Below are 16,235 nucleotides of genomic sequence, written 5' to 3' on the forward strand. Positions count from 1 at the left end.
CAAGATCAAGGAAGCTCAGGACGCCGGCACGCCGTTGACCGACCCTTTGTACAAGCGCGAAAGCATTCACGACGAAGCGCCGCTGCTGGTCAAGCTGCCGACCATAGTGGTGGTGGTCGACGAATTCGCCGACATGATGATGATCGTCGGCAAGAAGGTCGAAGAACTGATCGCCCGTATCGCTCAGAAGGCCCGTGCTGCCGGTATTCACTTGATCCTCGCGACCCAGCGTCCGTCGGTTGATGTGATCACCGGTCTGATCAAGGCGAACATTCCAACGCGTATGGCGTTCCAGGTATCGAGCAAGATCGATTCGCGAACCATCATCGATCAGGGCGGCGCCGAACAACTGCTGGGTCACGGTGACATGCTCTACATGCCGCCGGGGACCAGCCTGCCGATCCGGGTCCACGGTGCCTTCGTCTCCGATGAAGAGGTGCACCGGGTGGTTGAAGCCTGGAAACTGCGTGGCGCACCGGAATACAACGACCAGATCCTCGCGGGTGTCGAAGAGGCCGGTAGTGGCTTTGAAGGCGGCAGCGGCGGCGACGAAGACAGCGAATCCGATGCGCTCTACGACGAAGCGGTGCAGTTCGTCCTGGAAAGCCGTCGGGCGTCCATCTCCGCGGTTCAGCGCAAGCTGAAAATCGGCTACAACCGCGCCGCGCGCATGATCGAAGCCATGGAAATGGCCGGAGTCGTGACTTCCATGAATACCAACGGTTCCCGTGAAGTCCTGGCTCCAGGCCCGGTGCGCGACTGACCTGAATTGAACAGCGGCGGGGCAGTGATGCGCCGCCACTCTCCCCACGAATGTTATGAGGACTCCCATGCGTCTTATCCGCATGCTGTTGTTGCCGGTACTGGCTTTAACCACTCTCTCGGCCCATGCCGACAGCAAAGATGTGGCGCGTCTGACTCAGTTGCTCGAAAAGTCGCAGACCCTGACGGCGCGTTTCTCCCAGCTGACCCTCGATGGCAGCGGCACTCAATTGCAGGAAACCGCGGGTGAAATGTCCCTGCAGCGTCCTGGCCTGTTCTACTGGCACACCGACGCACCGCAAGAGCAGCTGATGGTTTCCGATGGCAAGAAGGTTTCCCTGTGGGATCCGGACCTGGAGCAGGTCACCATCAAAAAGCTCGATCAGCGCCTGACCCAGACCCCGGCCTTGCTGCTGTCCGGCGACGTGTCGAAGATCAGCGAAAGCTTCGACATCAGCGCCAAGGAAGCCGGCGGGGTGATCGACTTCACCCTCAAGCCGAAAACCAAGGACACCCTGTTCGACAGCCTGCGTCTGTCGTTCCGCAACGGTCTGGTCAATGACATGCAGCTGATCGACAGCGTCGGCCAGCGCACCAATATCCTGTTCACCGGCGTGAAGGCCAACCAGCCGATTCCGCCGTCCAGGTTCAAGTTCGACATCCCCAAGGGTGCCGATGTGATTCAGGAATAATCCGCAGGACGCAAGAGTAACCTGTGGGAGCGGGCTTGTGTGGCGAGGGGGCTTGTTGTGGCGAGGGGGCTTGCCCCCGTTCGAGCGCGAAGCGGTCGCAATTCGGAAAACGCGTTCTGCCTGAATGAATACGGTTGAATTGTTTACGACTGCTTCGCAGCCGAACGGGGGCAAGCCCCCTCGCCACAGGATTTTCGCCAGACTTGAGAGCGACGTAATAAAGCGAGGTTTCAACAGTACGTGATGGATCTGTTTCGCAGTGCCCCGATCGCTCAACCTTTGGCAGCACGCCTGCGCGCTGCCAACCTGGACGAGTATGTCGGTCAGGAACACCTGCTCGCTCGTGGCAAGCCGCTGCGCGAAGCCCTGGAGCAGGGTGCCCTGCACTCGATGATTTTCTGGGGGCCGCCGGGTGTGGGTAAAACCACCCTGGCGCGGCTGCTGGCAGAAGTCTCGGATGCGCATTTCGAAACGGTCTCGGCGGTACTGGCCGGGGTCAAGGAGATTCGCCAGGCGGTGGAAATCGCCAAGCAGCAGGCCGGGCAATACGGCCGCCGGACCATCCTGTTCGTCGACGAAGTGCATCGCTTCAACAAGTCGCAACAGGACGCCTTTCTACCCTACGTCGAAGACGGCACCCTGATCTTTATCGGCGCGACCACGGAAAACCCCTCGTTCGAACTGAATAACGCGCTGCTGTCCCGGGCTCGGGTCTACGTGCTCAAAAGCCTCGACGAAGCGGCGCTGCACAAACTGGTACAGCGCGCACTGACTGAAGAACGCGGCCTTGGCAAACGCCAGCTGAGCCTCAGTGACGAAGGCTTCAAGATGCTGCTCAGCGCTGCCGACGGCGATGGACGGCGTTTGCTCAACCTGCTGGAGAACGCTTCCGACCTGGCCGAAGACGGCACGGAAATCGGCATCGAGCTGCTGCAAAGCCTGTTGGGGGATACCCGCCGGCGCTTCGACAAGGGCGGCGAAGCCTTTTACGACCAGATCTCGGCGTTGCACAAATCGGTGCGTGGTTCCAACCCGGACGGCGCGCTGTACTGGTTCGCGCGCATGCTCGACGGCGGCTGCGATCCGCTGTACCTGGCGCGACGCGTGGTGCGCATGGCCAGTGAAGACATCGGCAATGCCGATCCGCGCGCGTTGAGCCTGTGTCTGGCCGCGTGGGACGTCCAGGAACGCCTGGGCAGCCCCGAGGGCGAGTTGGCGGTGGCCCAGGCCATCACCTATCTGGCCTGTGCGCCGAAAAGCAATGCGGTGTACATGGGCTTCAAAGCCGCCATGCGCAGTGCTGCCGAGCACGGTTCGCTGGAAGTGCCGCTGCATTTGCGCAATGCGCCGACCAAGCTGATGAAGCAGCTGGGTTATGGCGACGAATACCGTTACGCCCACGATGAGCCCGAGGCCTATGCCGCCGGTGAGGACTACTTCCCGGACGCGCTTGAGCCGCAGCACTTCTACCAGCCGGTGCCCCGTGGCCTTGAACTGAAGATCGGCGAGAAGCTCAATCACCTCGCCGCGCTGGACCGGCTCAGCCCCCGGCAGCGGAGAAAGCCTTGATTCCATTGATCGTCGCGGTCTCCGTTGGCGGAGTCGCCGGGACCCTGCTGCGCTTTGCCACAGGCAACTGGATCAATGCTAATTGGCCGCGGCACTTTTATACCGCTACGCTGGCCGTTAATATCGTGGGCTGCCTGTTGATCGGCGTTTTATACGGTTTGTTTTTGCTCCGCCCGGAGGTGCCCCTTGAGGTGCGTGCCGGGTTGATAGTGGGCTTCCTTGGTGGCCTGACAACTTTTTCATCCTTTTCACTGGATACGCTGCGCTTGCTGGAAACCGGGCAAGCGCCGCTGGCCCTGGGCTATGCGGCTATCAGCGTATTCGGCGGGCTGCTCGCGACCTGGGCTGGCCTGTCCTTGACCAAACTTTGATAAACGAGAGACCGACATGCTCGATTCCAAACTGTTACGTAGCAACCTGCAGGACGTAGCGGACCGCCTGGCATCCCGTGGCTTTACCCTGGATGTCGCGCGCATCGAAGCGCTGGAAGAACAGCGCAAGATCGTCCAGACCCGCACCGAACAACTGCAGGCTGAACGTAATGCGCGCTCCAAATCCATCGGTCAGGCCAAGCAGCGCGGCGAAGACATAGCGCCGCTGATGGCGGATGTCGAGCGCATGGCCAATGAGCTCAATAGCGGTAAAGTCGAGCTGGACGCGATTCAGACCGAGCTGGACTCGATTCTGCTGAACATCCCCAACCTGCCTCACGAGTCCGTGCCGATCGGTGCCGATGAAGAAGCCAACGTTGAAGTGCGCAGCTGGGGCACGCCGACCACCTTCGACTTCGAGGTCAAGGATCACGTCGCCCTGGGCGAGAAATTTGGCTGGCTGGACTTCGAGACCGCGGCCAAGCTCTCTGGCGCGCGTTTTGCGCTGCTGCGCGGGCCGATTGCTCGTCTGCACCGCGCACTGGCGCAGTTCATGATCAACCTGCACATCAACGAACACGGCTACGAAGAGGCTTACACCCCGTACCTGGTTCAGGCCCCGGCCTTGCAGGGCACCGGCCAGTTGCCGAAATTCGAAGAAGACCTGTTCAAGATCAGCCGCGAAGGCGAAGCCGATCTGTACCTGATCCCGACCGCTGAAGTGTCGCTGACCAACATCGTGTCCGGCGAGATTCTCGATTCGAAGCTGCTGCCGATGAAGTTCGTCGCCCACACGCCGTGCTTCCGCAGTGAAGCCGGTGCCTCGGGCCGCGACACCCGCGGGATGATTCGCCAGCACCAGTTCGACAAGGTCGAGATGGTCCAGATCGTCGAACCATCGACGTCGATGGAAGCGCTGGAAGGCCTGACCGGGAACGCCGAGAAGGTCCTGCAATTGCTCGAGCTGCCGTATCGCGTGCTGGCGCTGTGCACCGGCGACATGGGCTTCAGCGCGGTCAAGACCTACGACCTGGAAGTGTGGATCCCGAGCCAGGACAAATACCGCGAGATTTCCTCGTGCTCCAACTGCGGCGACTTCCAGGCCCGGCGCATGCAGGCGCGCTTCCGCAACCCGGAAACCGGCAAGCCTGAACTGGTTCACACCCTGAACGGTTCCGGTCTGGCGGTGGGTCGTACCCTGGTGGCAGTGCTGGAGAACTATCAGCAGGCCGACGGTTCGATCCGTGTACCGGCGGTGCTCAAGCCGTACATGGGTGACATAGAGGTCATTGGCTAAATGGACTATCTGCCGCTGTTCCACAACCTGCGTGGCAGCCGTGTATTGGTCGTCGGCGGGGGGGAGATTGCCTTGCGCAAATCCCGCCTGCTGGCCGATGCCGGTGCGCTGCTGCGGGTGGTTGCGCCTGAAATAGAAGTCCAGCTGCGCGAGCTGGTGCAGAACAGTGGCGGTGAGTGTGTGTTGCGCGGTTATGCCGAGGCCGATCTCGAAGGCTGCGTGCTGATCATTGCCGCCACTGACGACCCACTGCTGAATGCCCAGGTGTCCAGAGATGCGCAGCAGCGTTGCGTGCCGGTCAACGTGGTCGATGCTCCGGCATTGTGCAGCGTGATTTTCCCGGCGATCGTCGATCGCTCGCCCCTGGTGATTGCGGTTTCCAGTGGCGGCGATGCGCCGGTGCTGGCGCGGCTGATTCGGGCCAAGCTGGAAACCTGGATTCCGTCGACCTATGGCCAATTGGCCGGTCTGGCGGCGCGGTTCCGCACCCAGGTCAAGGGTCTGTTCCCGGATGTGCAGCAGCGCCGGGCCTTCTGGGAAGATGTTTTCCAGGGGCCGATTGCCGACCGCCAACTGGCCGGGCAGGGCGCGGAAGCCGAGCATCTGCTGCTGGCCAAGATCAATGGCACTGCGCCTGTGGCCACCGGTGAGGTCTATCTGGTTGGCGCGGGGCCGGGCGATCCGGACCTGTTGACCTTCCGCGCCCTGCGTTTGATGCAGCAAGCGGATGTGGTGCTGTACGACCGTCTGGTGGCACCGGCGATTCTCGAGCTGTGCCGGCGTGATGCTGACCGGGTCTACGTCGGCAAGCGTCGGGCCGAGCACGCCGTGCCTCAGGAGCAGATCAACCAGCAATTGGTCGATCTGGCCAGGCAGGGCAAGCGGGTGCTGCGCTTGAAAGGTGGCGATCCGTTCATCTTCGGCCGTGGTGGCGAAGAGATCGAAGAACTGGCGGCTCAAGGCATACCGTTCCAGGTCGTGCCAGGTATCACCGCGGCCAGCGGTTGTGCGGCTTATGCCGGGATTCCACTGACTCATCGTGATTATGCGCAGTCGGTGCGGTTTATCACCGGGCACCTGAAGGATGGCACCTCGGATTTGCCGTGGAGCGACCTGGTGGCCCCGGCGCAGACCCTGGTGTTCTACATGGGCTTGATCGGCTTGCCGATCATCTGCAATGAACTGATCAAGCACGGCCGTTCGGCGGATACGCCCGCGGCACTGATCCAGCAGGGCACCACCTCGAACCAGCGGGTCTTTACCGGCACCCTGGGCAACCTTCCACAGCTGGTCGCCGAACATAAAGTTCATGCGCCGACCCTGGTGATTGTCGGGGAAGTGGTGCAGCTGCGCGAGAAGCTGAAGTGGTTTGAAGGGGCGCAGTCTCAGATTTGATCTGAGTCGCCTGGCTTAAAAGATCGCAGCCTGCGGCAGCTCCTACAGATTTTGTGTACACCCGATAAATCACGGGTGGACAGGGCCTGTGTAGGAGCTGCCGCAGGCTGCGATCTTTTTTGGGCAACAAACACCTAAATCATCCTGCAATCATTTGTTCTGCCAAACCCCTTTCCCGCTCAACCGCCCCCGATCATGCCCGGCATTGAAATCCTGCTCCGGCCCCTTCGGCACGAGGCCATTGGGATTGATCGTGCGGTGACTCGAGTAGTAGTGCCCCTTGATGTGGCTGAAGTCCACGGTCTGGGCAATCCCGGGCCACTGATACAACTCCCTTAGCCAGTTCGACAGATTCGGGTAATCGGCAATCCGCCGCAGGTTGCACTTGAAGTGGCTGTAATACACCGCGTCGAAGCGAATCAGCGTGGTGAACAGGCGGATATCGGCTTCGGTGAGGTATTCGCCGGTCAGATAGCGCTGCTCGCCCAGGCGTTTTTCCAGCCAGTCGAGTTCGCTGAACAGCTCATCGAAGGCTTGTTCATAGGCCTTTTGCGAAGTGGCGAAGCCTGCGCGATATACGCCGTTGTTTACCGCCGGATAGATCCGTTCGTTCAGCTCATCAATCGCCGCCCGCAGCGGTGGCGGGTAGAAGTCCAGGCGATTGCCGGTCAGCTCGTCGAAGGCACTGTTGAACATGCGGATGATTTCCGCCGATTCATTGTTGACGATGCGTTTGTGTTTATTGTCCCAGAGCATCGGCACCGTGACCCGGCCGGTGTAGTCGGCGGTATCTGCGGTGTAGCGCTGATGCAGGTAGGTCAGATGGTCCAGGCGGTCGCCGCTGGAGCCGAAAGCTTTATCGAAGGTCCAGCCGTTTTCCAGCATCAACCAACTGACCACGCAGACACTGATCAGGCTTTCAAGACCTTTGAGTTTGCGCAGGATCAGCGTGCGGTGAGCCCAGGGGCAGGCGAGCGACACATAGAGGTGATAACGGCCGGCCTCGGCCGGGAAGCCACCGTCGCCGGTCGGGCCCGGCGTGCCGTCGGCAGTCAGCCAGTTACGGCGCTGGGCTTGTTCGCGCTGGAACTCGCCGTCTTTGCCGCTCTCGTACCACTGGTCACGCCAGTGCCCTTCAACCAGCAAACCCATCGCGAAAACTCCTCGGTCGTGTGTCCCGTCTCACCAATAGCTGTTGCATTTTGACGGCGTCTGTTGTCGTCAAGCTGCGTTGCCGCTCCTCGCCATAGCGGGCTATGACTCGTCGCGGCGCCTTGCCTGACAACAACAGCCACTCGTCAAAAATGCACCGTATTGGTGAGACGGGACACTGTGCGTTGGAGTTCAGTCTATTCATATGAGTTCGAACAAAAAGCGCAAAGGTTGGGCGCTAATGATCGGTTAAATCGATTTGTCCCGAGCATCCCAGTATTGCTGCGCCAGTTCGAAGGCCTGCTCTCGCGGCGTGCCAAGGCCGCGCAGGGCCAGGGCCATGGTCGAGATCAGCGCCAGTTGCGGGTAGCTGTCCTGCACCTCGCCGCGCCATAACGCGGTCAATTGCCCGGGGTCCAGGGTCGCGGGTTTGACATGGCGTTGGGCCGACAGCGCCGGCCATTCCTCATCCCAGCTTTCACCACCGGTAGTGCCGTACAAATGGCTGATGGTATCCGGGTTGATTTCGATCTCGCCGCCATCGCCTTTGATGACAATGCTGTTGTCACCCAGCAGGCCGCTGGCATCGCGGTGCACGCCCTGGTAACCGGGATGGAAGATACTTTGCAGGCCACAACGAGCGCCCAGTGGGTTGAGAATCCGCGCCAGGGAATGGATGGGCGAACGCAAGCCAAGGGTGTTGCGCAGGTCGATCATCCGTTGCATCTGCGGCGCCCAATCGCCGAGCGGGATAAACGCCAGATTGCCTTGCTCCAGCGCGGTCCCGACCTGCTGCCAATTGCGGCACAGCGGGATCTGCAATAGCTCGAGCAATTGCTCGCTGTACAGGCGGCCGGCGGTATGCGCGCCGCCGCCGTGCATTAGAATGCGCACGCCATTCTGCGCCAGGCATTTGGCGGCCAGCAGGTACCACGGCAGATGACGTTTCTTGCCGGCATAGGTCGGCCAGTCCAGATCGACCTGCAAGGCGGGTGCCTTCAATCGCTGACGCAGCGCTTCGGTAAAGCCGGCCAGTTCTTCCGGGCTTTCCTCCTTGTGCCGCAACAGCATCAGGAACGCGCCCAGCTGGGTGTCCTCGACTTTTTCGTCGAGCAGCATGCCCATGGCCTCCCGCGCTTCTTCGCGGGTCAGGCTGCGGGCACCACGCTTGCCTTTGCCAAGGATTCGCACGAATTGGGCGAAAGGGTGCTCGGCGGGTGTTTCGGTGATCAACGGCGCAAAATCGGTCATAAGCAATTAGTCGGTTTGGGCAGGCCCGCCAGCTTGGCGGCAAGTTTGGCGGGAGTGCCTTTGAACAATCGGTTCAGGTGCAGGCTGTTGCCCTTGTCCGGGCCCAGCTTCAGTGCGGTGTACTTGATCAGCGGGCGGGTCGCCGGAGACAGCTGGAACTCTTGATAAAAGCCACGCAGCAACTCGAGAATTTCCCAGTGCTCCGGGCTCAACTCGAGTTCTTCGGCCGCGGCCAGGGCACTCGCGACCTCCGCCGACCAATCGCTCAGGTTGACCAGATAGCCGTCTTTGTCGAGGTCGATGCTCTGTGCACCTACGATCAGCGAACTCATAACCAGCTGTTGACCTTGTCATAGTGAATCGACAGCTCGACGAACCCCGGATAGTCGACGCTTTTGACCCAGTCCGGGATTTCCAGGCCACGGGCCTGACGGTCTTCCTCGAGGACGAACAAGCACAGGGTGTCGGCCCGTGCTTGCAGCGCCCTGAGCGGTGCGCTGTCGGGTTGCAGGGCATACAGCGCGTCCCCGCAGAGCAGGATGGCATCCTGCGCGCCAAGCAGGCGCAGGCAACTGGTCAGCCGGTTATCGGTAAACGGCGAGTGGGACAACACATGCAAAGTCGACATCAGAGGGTAATGACCTGGTCGTAACGATCAATAATCGAAGCGATTTGCTCCGGGTTCAGCAACTGCACAGTGTCCATGTTCAGCGCCGAGGGTGCAAAACCACGTTCCTTGACACTGTTGCCGCAGGCAAACACATCCTCCACGCCAAACAGCGACAAGGCTTGCAGATTGGCGCTGAGATCCTTTTGTTGCACGGCTTTGGCGTTCTGTGTCGGTGCCAGCTGGAAGACCCCGTCATCGAGAAACAACAGGCCGATCGGCAAATCAAAGGCGCCGCCAGCCAGCACGATATCCAGGGCTTCACGAGCGCCGGGGCCGGACCAGGGTGCCTGCCGGCTGATAATCAGCAAGGATCTAGGCATTTCATGGCCCTCCGAAACACATCAAGCGGTCGGCCGCTTGTACCGCGTCATGCAGTTGCCCGAGTCCGGACAACTCCCAGGGCACGCTCAAATTGACCGCAGAACGCTGATACCTTCGGGCTTCTTCTTCATTCAGCACGCCACGGCGCAAGGCGGCAGCGATACACACCACGCCGTCGAGCTGATGCTCGGTGACGAACGCGCGCCATTGCCGGGCCAGATCCAGTTCATCCTGCGGGGTAACGCTAGTGTCTTGAGCGTTGTAAACGCCATCCTGATAGAAAAACAGCCGCACGATCTGGTGCCCGCCGGCCAGCGCTGCCTGGGCAAACAGCAGGGCGCGGCGCGAGGAGGGCGCATGGGCGGCGGAGAAAAGGGCAATGGCGAACTTCATGACGAACTCTGTCAGCAAACCTGGGGCAATGATAAAGCTTTATCGCCGCGTCGGCGAAATCCGTTTCGGTCTTGTCTGGCCCTAACAGGTCAGTTCAGGAGTTTGAGGTTCAGCGCTGCCCCCCGTAGCAGCTGGCGAAGGCTGCATTGGGCGTAGCAGCTGGCGAAGCCTGCGTTCGGCTGCGAAGCAGTCGCAAATCCTGCTTGCACGGGTTGTCTGGAATACCGCGGTGCCTGATTTTACGACTGCTGCGCAGCCGAACGCAGCCTTCGGCAGCTGCTACGCCAACGCAGGCTTCGCCAGCTGCTACGCCGAACGCAGGCTTCGGCAGCTGCTACGAGTTCGCGTAGCTCAACGGACCGGCAGAAGGGCCTGGCCATGATCAAGGATCAGCGTGGCATGTAGCCCAGTTGCCAGCGATGGGGGATTTTCAGCGAGGCAACACCGAGAATCGCGGCAAACAAGCCGCTGACAAACAGTGCCTTGATCCCCAATTGATGCTCGAGCAGCGCGCCGAGGACAGCGCCGGCAAACATTCCGGTCCAGGGGATCAACTGCACTCGCCAGCCATTGCGCCGTTCCCCGAGCATCCAGCGTCCCAGGCCGCGACCAAAGCGTGAAAGTGCGCCGGTCACGTAGGTCAGCCCGACAGGCAGGCCGTTGACCTCTTCGACGGCGGCGTTAAGCATGCCCATGGCAATGATCGCCGCCAGCAAGGCGGGTAACTGTGTTTCAAACGGCCAGACCGCGGCGGCGCATAGCAGGGTGGCGACGCACAACAGCAAGGGCAGGGCGCGCCGACCGCCGATTCGACTGACGACAATGCCCAGGGCATTGCCGGCGATAAAGGTGACGACCAGGAGAAACAGCCGCAGGGTCAATCCCAGGTCACCGTCGCTGATCGCTACCGCCAGACGCGTGGTGTTGCCGCTCATGAAGGAGACGAAGTCGCCGGTGGCCATGAAGCCTATGGCATCGGTCATCCCGGCCAATACCGAAAGGCTCGCGACCAGGCACATTCCGATGCGCCCGCGCCATTTTTGGGTGTGCCGCAGGCCGGGATGGGAATGGTTTTTAGGTGAGGTGGGCAGCATCAGCGAAATATCATCGGCAAAGAACCTTTATAGGCGCTATCGGGCTTCAGGCGCTATAGGGCTTTGGTCACTTGTCGAGACCATTCAATTGGCAATATTGCGCCCAGTCCATGCCGGCCATTTCAGCCACCTCCTTGTGCACCTCCATTCTCCGGGCCTGGTAGTCCTGGGGCGATGCGGCGGTCAGCTGCAAGGTCAGCTCCCAGGCAAACAGGCCCAGGCGCTCGGCTTCTGCTTCGAACGCTTCATGCAGGCGCTCGTCGCGATACTGCTCCAGCGTCTCGCCCCTGGCCTGGGCAGCCAAAGGGTTCAGGTGATCGAGCTCCTCCTTGAGCTGTGGGTGTTGCAGCAGGAATTTATCCAGAGCCTGCTGGTGATGGGGTTCGATCGGCGGCATCGGCGGTCCTTGATGGTTTGCTTGATTGTCGGGTGTAGCCACCCATGAATACGTACCACGATCTATAGTGATATTCCATGCATCCAAATAGAAGTGAGAGTGCGATGAAACGATCCATTCTATTTTTAGTTGGCGCATTGGTCGCGACGCCGCTCTTTGCTGCGGACGACCTGTGCGCTATCAATCTGCAAAAGATCAGAGACCTTAAAGCGACCCCGGTGATCGGCCAGCCTCAACTGGATAAAATTCGAAGTGCGCGAATGGAAGCAGAAAAAGCGCAAGCCGCTGGCGACACTCAAAAGTGCATAAACCTGACCAATCGGGCTTTACAGGACATTAAAAGCGTTCAAAAAAACTAGTGACCGAGCCGGGCCGGCATCCCCGGCCCGGTCATTTATCGGCTTGCGTGACGCCTGGCTCTTACTGTAGCCCAGGCAGCGCGGGAGGTTGCCATGAGCTATCAATCGATAACCGAAGAGCAGTGGGCTACGGTCACTAGCGTCGCGGAAGAGGCGCGGGAGCTGAAAAAATACGCGGTCAGGTTGTCCGCGAAGTTGAAGGAATATTTCGATGACGACCACTCGAGAGCGCGCCTCGGGGTAAAGTTCGAGGTGCTTGGGGATGACACTTCCTGGCGGATTGAATCGCCGTTTGGCATGGCCAGGGCGCACCTGCGGATTTTCGCCAACGAAGCCGGCCTGTACGCAAAATATCTCATCGAAAGGCAGAATAAATGCCCTGCGGATCAACCGGTCTGGCAGTCGGTATGGGCCATTCATATCACCTTGCAAGGCGTGGCCCATCCAGGCCATGACAGCGCAGAACCGATCAATCTCCGGGCTTCTTCAAACCATGCCGACGATGCCATCGTGGGTTTGGGGCTTTCCTTGCTCTATGCGCTGGGGCAGGAGTAGCAGGCGTATATTAATAGGTGTCATACCAGGCAGTAGCGGATAACCCGGGATGTTTGGAGGTGCCATATGAGCCAGTATCTGCGACTATTTCTGATAGCCGCTCCAACCATGCGCCACTCGCCGGCGATGGAGCGGGCGGTCGCGATTGCCGAAGCCACGGATGCAGCGCTGCATATCGCGGTGTTCATCGAAGACTTCGACCTTATGCGGTTGATGAGCGACAGCAAGCAACAGCGCGAGACCAGTCGGCAAGAGAACGAACAGTGGCTCATGGATGAAGCGGGTGTGCTACGCCACAAAGGCCTCGAAGTGACCACCGAAGTACTGGTGACCCGCGATCCTCTGCAAGAAATTCTCCAGCATGTGAATCAGATGCGGCCGGACCTGGTGATCAAGGACCTGCACCACGAGTCAGCGCTCAAAGGCGCGGTCATGACTCCCCTGGATTGGCAACTGCTGCGCCATTGCCCGGCTGCGGTGCATCTGGTCAGCGAGGTCCGCTGTCCGCTGCCCAGGGTGGTCGTGGCGGCTGTTGATCCGGCACATCCGGCGGGGCAGATCCACGGGATCAACGACAGCATCATTCAGGCTGCACAGGACCTGGCCGAGCAATGCGATGCCGAGCTGCACCTGCTGCATGCCTACGACCTGAGCCACACTCAGATAGCCGATGCGGGTGCGGGCGCCGTAACCATGCCGGGCTTCGGCAGCGACGTGCGTCGCTCCCTGGAAAAAACCTTTGCTGTCCTGGCCAGGCAGTACGACGTGCCAGTCGAGCGCCAGCATTTCATCGCGGGGCCGCTGACCAAGGCCCTGGCTAACTTCGTCGCCCATAGCCGGGCCGATGTGATCGTCATGGGCAATGTGCATCACAAAGGGCTGGGCAAGCTGATTGGCAGCACCACCGAGCATGTTCTGCAACACGTGCGTTGTAATGTGTTGGCAATAGAGGGTGAGTCGATCAATAAGCAGGACGGCTGAAAGGGCTTAAGCTCAGGCGGTCGCAACCGATGCCCTTCAGGCCACACTCTCGCAGAGTGCTGCCTGGAGGGCATCCGGCCGACACTCTGGTTACTCAAGCATGGCTGCCACCGGCGAGGCGACCGTGCGACTGGCTATTTCTTACGAGATCGAGGAAGAGCGTTAGCTGGTGGACGCCTTCAAGCGAATATCTGTGCGCGATATCATGCAGCACCAGGCGGCGGTTCATCGGCTTTAATGCGTTTGATATGCCGGCCCTTGACCTCATTGGCGTAGGCGGTCAGCCGCTTCTCGTTGTCCTGGAATAAATCACACATCCTGCGCATCGCCTGAGCGTCTGCGTCATTCCCGGCATTTTTCAATTGTTCAGCGATACGCAGCAATTCGACAGCCGACCAGCGCAAGTCAGACGCGACGCCCTGAAGGTCGCGTCGCAGATCCTGTTCAAGTTCGTTGAGCCACATGATGATCTCCTTCAAATACCGCCGCCTCCAGATAACTGATCGGGAGCCCGGGGGATTGAACAGGCACCGGTTGAAGTGCCATGAATGGGTTAAGCCTTCTCCAATACTAGCTGCTCGAGTTGATGACTCCGGGTTCCGTAGCAGCTGCCGTAGGCTGCGTTCGACTGCGCAGCAGTCGCAAATCCTGCTTGCACGGATTGTCTGGAATACCGCAGTGCCTGATTTTACGACCGCTTCGTCCGGATGCGGCCCAGACCGAACGCAGCCTTCGGCAGCTGCTACGGGGGTAAGCCGAGGTTCTGTCTAGATACTCCGACCCTGCTTCCATTGCCTCAGCAACACCAGGTAGACCAACAGATTGATCAGCAGCACCAGCGCGCCCAGCCATAGTTGTATGCCAGGTGTCAGTCCGGCCGGATAAATCAGCGGCCACAGATAATGTTCGATGAAACTGCTGCCATAACCTGCTTCGCCGGCGGCCAGGCGCAGGTCGTTTTCCCATCCGGTCAACGGACAGGGCAAGTGGAAGACCTCGACCGCCACTCCCCAGGCCACCGCAGGCAAGTGCCACCAGCACAGCGGGCGCCATTTGAGCACCAGCAGCCCGCCGCCCAGCACGAAGACAATGAACAGCAAATGGAACAGCACCAGCCCGTCGGCGGCTATCCGGTAGTACATGTCGACTCCGTCGCTCCTGGCGCGTGAGACGAAAACTCACCATAGCACCCGGGCAAACCTGTGGCTTCACAGACCGGCGGAACTAGCCGTTTGGCGAAAAGGTCTAGTCATCAGTGCTTCCGTTTCTGGAAGCGATGCTGGAGAGACGCCATTGAATATCTTCGAAGCCCTGCGCGAGAGCCACGAGCGGCAACGCACTTACGCTGACGCACTGATCCAGACCAGCGGAGACAACCCGCAGCGCGTCGAGGCGTACAAACAGCTCAAAGCCGAGCTCCAGGCTCACGAAACGGCGGAAGAGCGGTTTTTCTACATACCCTTGATGGAGTACGACGAGGGTGTGGATTTGAGTCGTCACGCCATTTCAGAGCACCACGAAATGGATGAAATGATGGAGGAACTGGACGAAACAGAGATGTCCAGCCCCGGCTGGCTGGCAACCGCCAAAAAGCTTGCTGAAAAAGTCCATCATCACTTGAAAGAGGAAGAGCAGAAGTTCTTCCAGATGGCTGGCAAGATTCTCGACGACAAACAGAAAGAATCGCTGGCCAACGGCTACGTCAAGGAATACCAGGAACAGCTTTCAGCCACCTGAGGGGGCATGCGCTTGCGCCTCTGCGGACAGCTCAGGAGCGCCCACGCCAGGTGTATGAGTCGCGAAGCATCAGGAGGGCGCGCTCCAGGGGTTCTCCTGAAAGATTGTTTTTGAGTATCGCGATGGCCCCCAGTGCTGCGTCGAAGGCATCGGCTCTCTCGGAGTGCGGGCATTGCGACTCGCAAGCGCGGGCGGCATCAATGACATCCTGCTCGAATTTGTTCATAGACGTAGGGGCTCCTGCTACGGGTATCTATGGGATAGCAGCAAAAAGCCATTAGTTCAATTTTATTCCCCCCTTGATACGACGCAAAGAGGGACGGTCAGTCAATTGAGTGCAAAACCAATGAAAAGCCAGGTGGCGCATTACCTGGCGCAGTCGCCCAACCCGTTGCCACTCTGCGTACCCGGACATACAGACGTATGAAAGAATTCGGGCCACAGCCGCTAGAATCAGCAACATTCACGGTTCTGCTGGGGCAACTGATGCGAAGAGAGATTGGTTACTGGGACCGAGAGGGCAGAGAGCTGTTCTACTACCTGGAGTTCAAGGCAGAAACGGCGGAGTTCTTCATCACCTGCGAGCACAAGCCACGGGATGGCGAGGGAAGCGTCAGATCCATACCCTTAAGTGAGGCCCGCGGTGAACGCTACTACGATGACGCCTTACTGATTATCAAGGAGGAGCTCTTCAAGAATTACCGAATCTGAGCGCGTACCCACGTGTCTGGGGAATTGCGCGCTATGTATAACCTGGCCGCACGTCGGAATAGCTGAACAATCAGCTGTTGATCTGCTTCTACAGAAGAGGCAGTCGACGGAGTTTTGCCATGAATGACGATCAGAAGGAACAGGCATTGCTAGCCTGGCGCAAGCTATTGGAAGAGCCCGCAATTCGAATGGATCCAGAGGAACATTATGATGAACTGCTCAAAGCAGCCGATGAGCTTGAGCGCACAGGTGTCATCAATGGTAACGAGTGGCGCAAGCTGGTGAAGGAGGCAGGCACCGCTTTTGCCAATGCGACAGAAGGGTTGGGCGGCGGGACCTGAAAGCAGTTGCATTGGAATGAAAAAGCCCGCAATCAGCGCAATGCTGTTCACTTAAGCTCGGGTTTCAGGCACACACACACAGGCGTAGCGAAGGGGCGGTGGATCAAGAGCCGGTCGGCTTGTATTTTGTTGATTGGGTACATATCCGTTGCTGCGATCACGGCGACTCAGGGTTCCGCCCTTACGG

23 protein-coding genes are annotated in these 16,235 nt (G+C 59.6%); 12 read left to right on the plus strand and 11 right to left on the minus strand.

Annotated features, from left to right (window positions below; all coding sequences use genetic code 11):
- From F8N21_RS28230 to cysG, 6 genes are all read left to right on the plus strand, one after another.
- A partial coding sequence (locus F8N21_RS28230) for a DNA translocase FtsK (protein WP_263597320.1) occupies positions 1-763 on the plus strand: 763 nt, incomplete at its 5' end.
- A 67-nt stretch (positions 764-830) separates the two neighbouring features.
- Positions 831-1,454, plus strand: coding sequence for an outer membrane lipoprotein chaperone LolA (lolA, locus tag F8N21_RS28235; RefSeq protein ID WP_150643440.1), 624 nt, complete (start codon positions 831-833; stop codon positions 1,452-1,454).
- 243 nt (positions 1,455-1,697) lie between these two features.
- Positions 1,698-3,023: a replication-associated recombination protein A gene (locus F8N21_RS28245; protein WP_150645261.1), complete on the plus strand. Its 1,326-nt coding sequence runs from the start codon at positions 1,698-1,700 to the stop codon at positions 3,021-3,023.
- Entirely contained in the window at positions 3,020-3,394 is a 375-nt protein-coding gene (gene crcB, locus F8N21_RS28250) for a fluoride efflux transporter CrcB (RefSeq protein WP_150645262.1), read from the plus strand. The genes F8N21_RS28245 and crcB overlap by 4 nt, the downstream gene beginning before the upstream one ends.
- 16 nt (positions 3,395-3,410) lie before the next feature.
- Complete coding sequence (gene serS, locus F8N21_RS28255; protein WP_150645263.1) at positions 3,411-4,691, plus strand: serine--tRNA ligase; 1,281 nt, start codon at positions 3,411-3,413, stop codon at positions 4,689-4,691.
- Entirely contained in the window at positions 4,692-6,086 is a 1,395-nt protein-coding gene (cysG, locus tag F8N21_RS28260; RefSeq protein WP_150645264.1) for a siroheme synthase CysG, read from the plus strand.
- Positions 6,087-6,236: 150 nt separating this feature from the next.
- Here cysG and F8N21_RS28265 read toward each other — a convergent pair whose 3' ends face one another.
- From F8N21_RS28265 to F8N21_RS28305, 8 genes are all read right to left on the minus strand, one after another.
- Positions 6,237-7,238, minus strand: a complete 1,002-nt coding sequence (locus F8N21_RS28265) for a glutathione S-transferase family protein (protein WP_150645265.1) — start codon at positions 7,236-7,238, stop codon at positions 6,237-6,239.
- A 249-nt stretch (positions 7,239-7,487) separates the two neighbouring features.
- The gene (locus tag F8N21_RS28275; protein ID WP_191624423.1) at positions 7,488-8,471 is read right to left on the minus strand and encodes a glycosyl transferase family protein; all 984 of its coding nucleotides are present in this window, start codon (positions 8,469-8,471) and stop codon (positions 7,488-7,490) included.
- A gap of 14 nt (positions 8,472-8,485) precedes the next feature.
- Entirely contained in the window at positions 8,486-8,821 is a 336-nt protein-coding gene (locus F8N21_RS28280; RefSeq protein WP_150645267.1) for a TusE/DsrC/DsvC family sulfur relay protein, read from the minus strand.
- Positions 8,818-9,117 (minus strand): sulfurtransferase complex subunit TusB, encoded by a 300-nt coding sequence (tusB, locus tag F8N21_RS28285; protein WP_150645268.1) that lies wholly within the window; start codon positions 9,115-9,117, stop codon positions 8,818-8,820. The genes F8N21_RS28280 and tusB overlap by 4 nt, the downstream gene beginning before the upstream one ends.
- The gene (gene tusC / locus F8N21_RS28290) at positions 9,117-9,479 is read right to left on the minus strand and encodes a sulfurtransferase complex subunit TusC (RefSeq protein WP_150645269.1); all 363 of its coding nucleotides are present in this window, start codon (positions 9,477-9,479) and stop codon (positions 9,117-9,119) included. Before tusC ends, tusB begins: the two co-directional genes overlap by 1 nt.
- 1 nt (position 9,480) lies before the next feature.
- Positions 9,481-9,873: a sulfurtransferase complex subunit TusD gene (gene tusD, locus F8N21_RS28295; protein WP_150645270.1), complete on the minus strand. Its 393-nt coding sequence runs from the start codon at positions 9,871-9,873 to the stop codon at positions 9,481-9,483.
- 389 nt (positions 9,874-10,262) lie between these two features.
- Positions 10,263-10,967 (minus strand): YoaK family protein, encoded by a 705-nt coding sequence (locus F8N21_RS28300; protein WP_150645271.1) that lies wholly within the window; start codon positions 10,965-10,967, stop codon positions 10,263-10,265.
- Positions 10,968-11,034: 67 nt separating this feature from the next.
- Positions 11,035-11,364 carry a DUF6388 family protein gene (locus F8N21_RS28305; protein ID WP_150645272.1) on the minus strand — a complete coding sequence of 110 codons (330 nt, stop codon included), beginning with the start codon at positions 11,362-11,364 and terminating at the stop codon, positions 11,035-11,037.
- A gap of 104 nt (positions 11,365-11,468) precedes the next feature.
- On the opposite strand from F8N21_RS28305, the gene F8N21_RS28310 reads away from it, so the two are divergent.
- The 3 genes from F8N21_RS28310 (at position 11,469) to F8N21_RS28320 (ending at position 13,259) form a co-directional block, all read left to right on the plus strand.
- On the plus strand, positions 11,469-11,723 hold the full coding sequence (locus F8N21_RS28310; RefSeq protein WP_150645273.1) for a hypothetical protein: 255 nt from the start codon (positions 11,469-11,471) through the stop codon (positions 11,721-11,723).
- 93 nt (positions 11,724-11,816) lie between these two features.
- Positions 11,817-12,278, plus strand: coding sequence for a hypothetical protein (locus F8N21_RS28315; RefSeq protein WP_150645274.1), 462 nt, complete (start codon positions 11,817-11,819; stop codon positions 12,276-12,278).
- A gap of 66 nt (positions 12,279-12,344) precedes the next feature.
- Positions 12,345-13,259, plus strand: coding sequence for a universal stress protein (locus F8N21_RS28320; protein WP_150645275.1), 915 nt, complete (start codon positions 12,345-12,347; stop codon positions 13,257-13,259).
- Between the two features lie 203 nt (positions 13,260-13,462).
- Here the strand turns inward: F8N21_RS28320 and F8N21_RS28325 are convergent, their stop codons facing one another.
- Both F8N21_RS28325 and F8N21_RS28330 read right to left on the minus strand, forming a co-directional pair.
- Positions 13,463-13,723: a hypothetical protein gene (locus tag F8N21_RS28325; RefSeq protein ID WP_150645280.1), complete on the minus strand. Its 261-nt coding sequence runs from the start codon at positions 13,721-13,723 to the stop codon at positions 13,463-13,465.
- Positions 13,724-14,026: 303 nt separating this feature from the next.
- A complete protein-coding gene (locus tag F8N21_RS28330) occupies positions 14,027-14,401 on the minus strand; it encodes a DUF2784 domain-containing protein (RefSeq protein WP_150645276.1) in 375 nt (124 codons plus the stop codon).
- Between the two features lie 151 nt (positions 14,402-14,552).
- Here F8N21_RS28330 and F8N21_RS28335 point away from each other — a divergent pair, with 151 nt between their 5' ends.
- Positions 14,553-14,996, plus strand: a complete 444-nt coding sequence (locus F8N21_RS28335; RefSeq protein WP_191624424.1) for a hemerythrin domain-containing protein — start codon at positions 14,553-14,555, stop codon at positions 14,994-14,996.
- A gap of 31 nt (positions 14,997-15,027) precedes the next feature.
- Here F8N21_RS28335 and F8N21_RS28340 read toward each other — a convergent pair whose 3' ends face one another.
- Entirely contained in the window at positions 15,028-15,222 is a 195-nt protein-coding gene (locus F8N21_RS28340) for a hypothetical protein (RefSeq protein ID WP_150645278.1), read from the minus strand.
- A 197-nt stretch (positions 15,223-15,419) separates the two neighbouring features.
- On the opposite strand from F8N21_RS28340, the gene F8N21_RS28345 reads away from it, so the two are divergent.
- Positions 15,420-15,707 (plus strand): hypothetical protein, encoded by a 288-nt coding sequence (locus tag F8N21_RS28345; protein WP_224788308.1) that lies wholly within the window; start codon positions 15,420-15,422, stop codon positions 15,705-15,707.
- A gap of 119 nt (positions 15,708-15,826) precedes the next feature.
- Positions 15,827-16,048 (plus strand): hypothetical protein, encoded by a 222-nt coding sequence (locus F8N21_RS28350; protein ID WP_150645279.1) that lies wholly within the window; start codon positions 15,827-15,829, stop codon positions 16,046-16,048.
- Positions 16,049-16,235: the final 187 nt, after the last annotated feature.

This window comes from Pseudomonas fluorescens, assembly GCF_902497895.1.
Classification (GTDB): domain Bacteria; phylum Pseudomonadota; class Gammaproteobacteria; order Pseudomonadales; family Pseudomonadaceae; genus Aquipseudomonas; species Aquipseudomonas fluorescens_BP.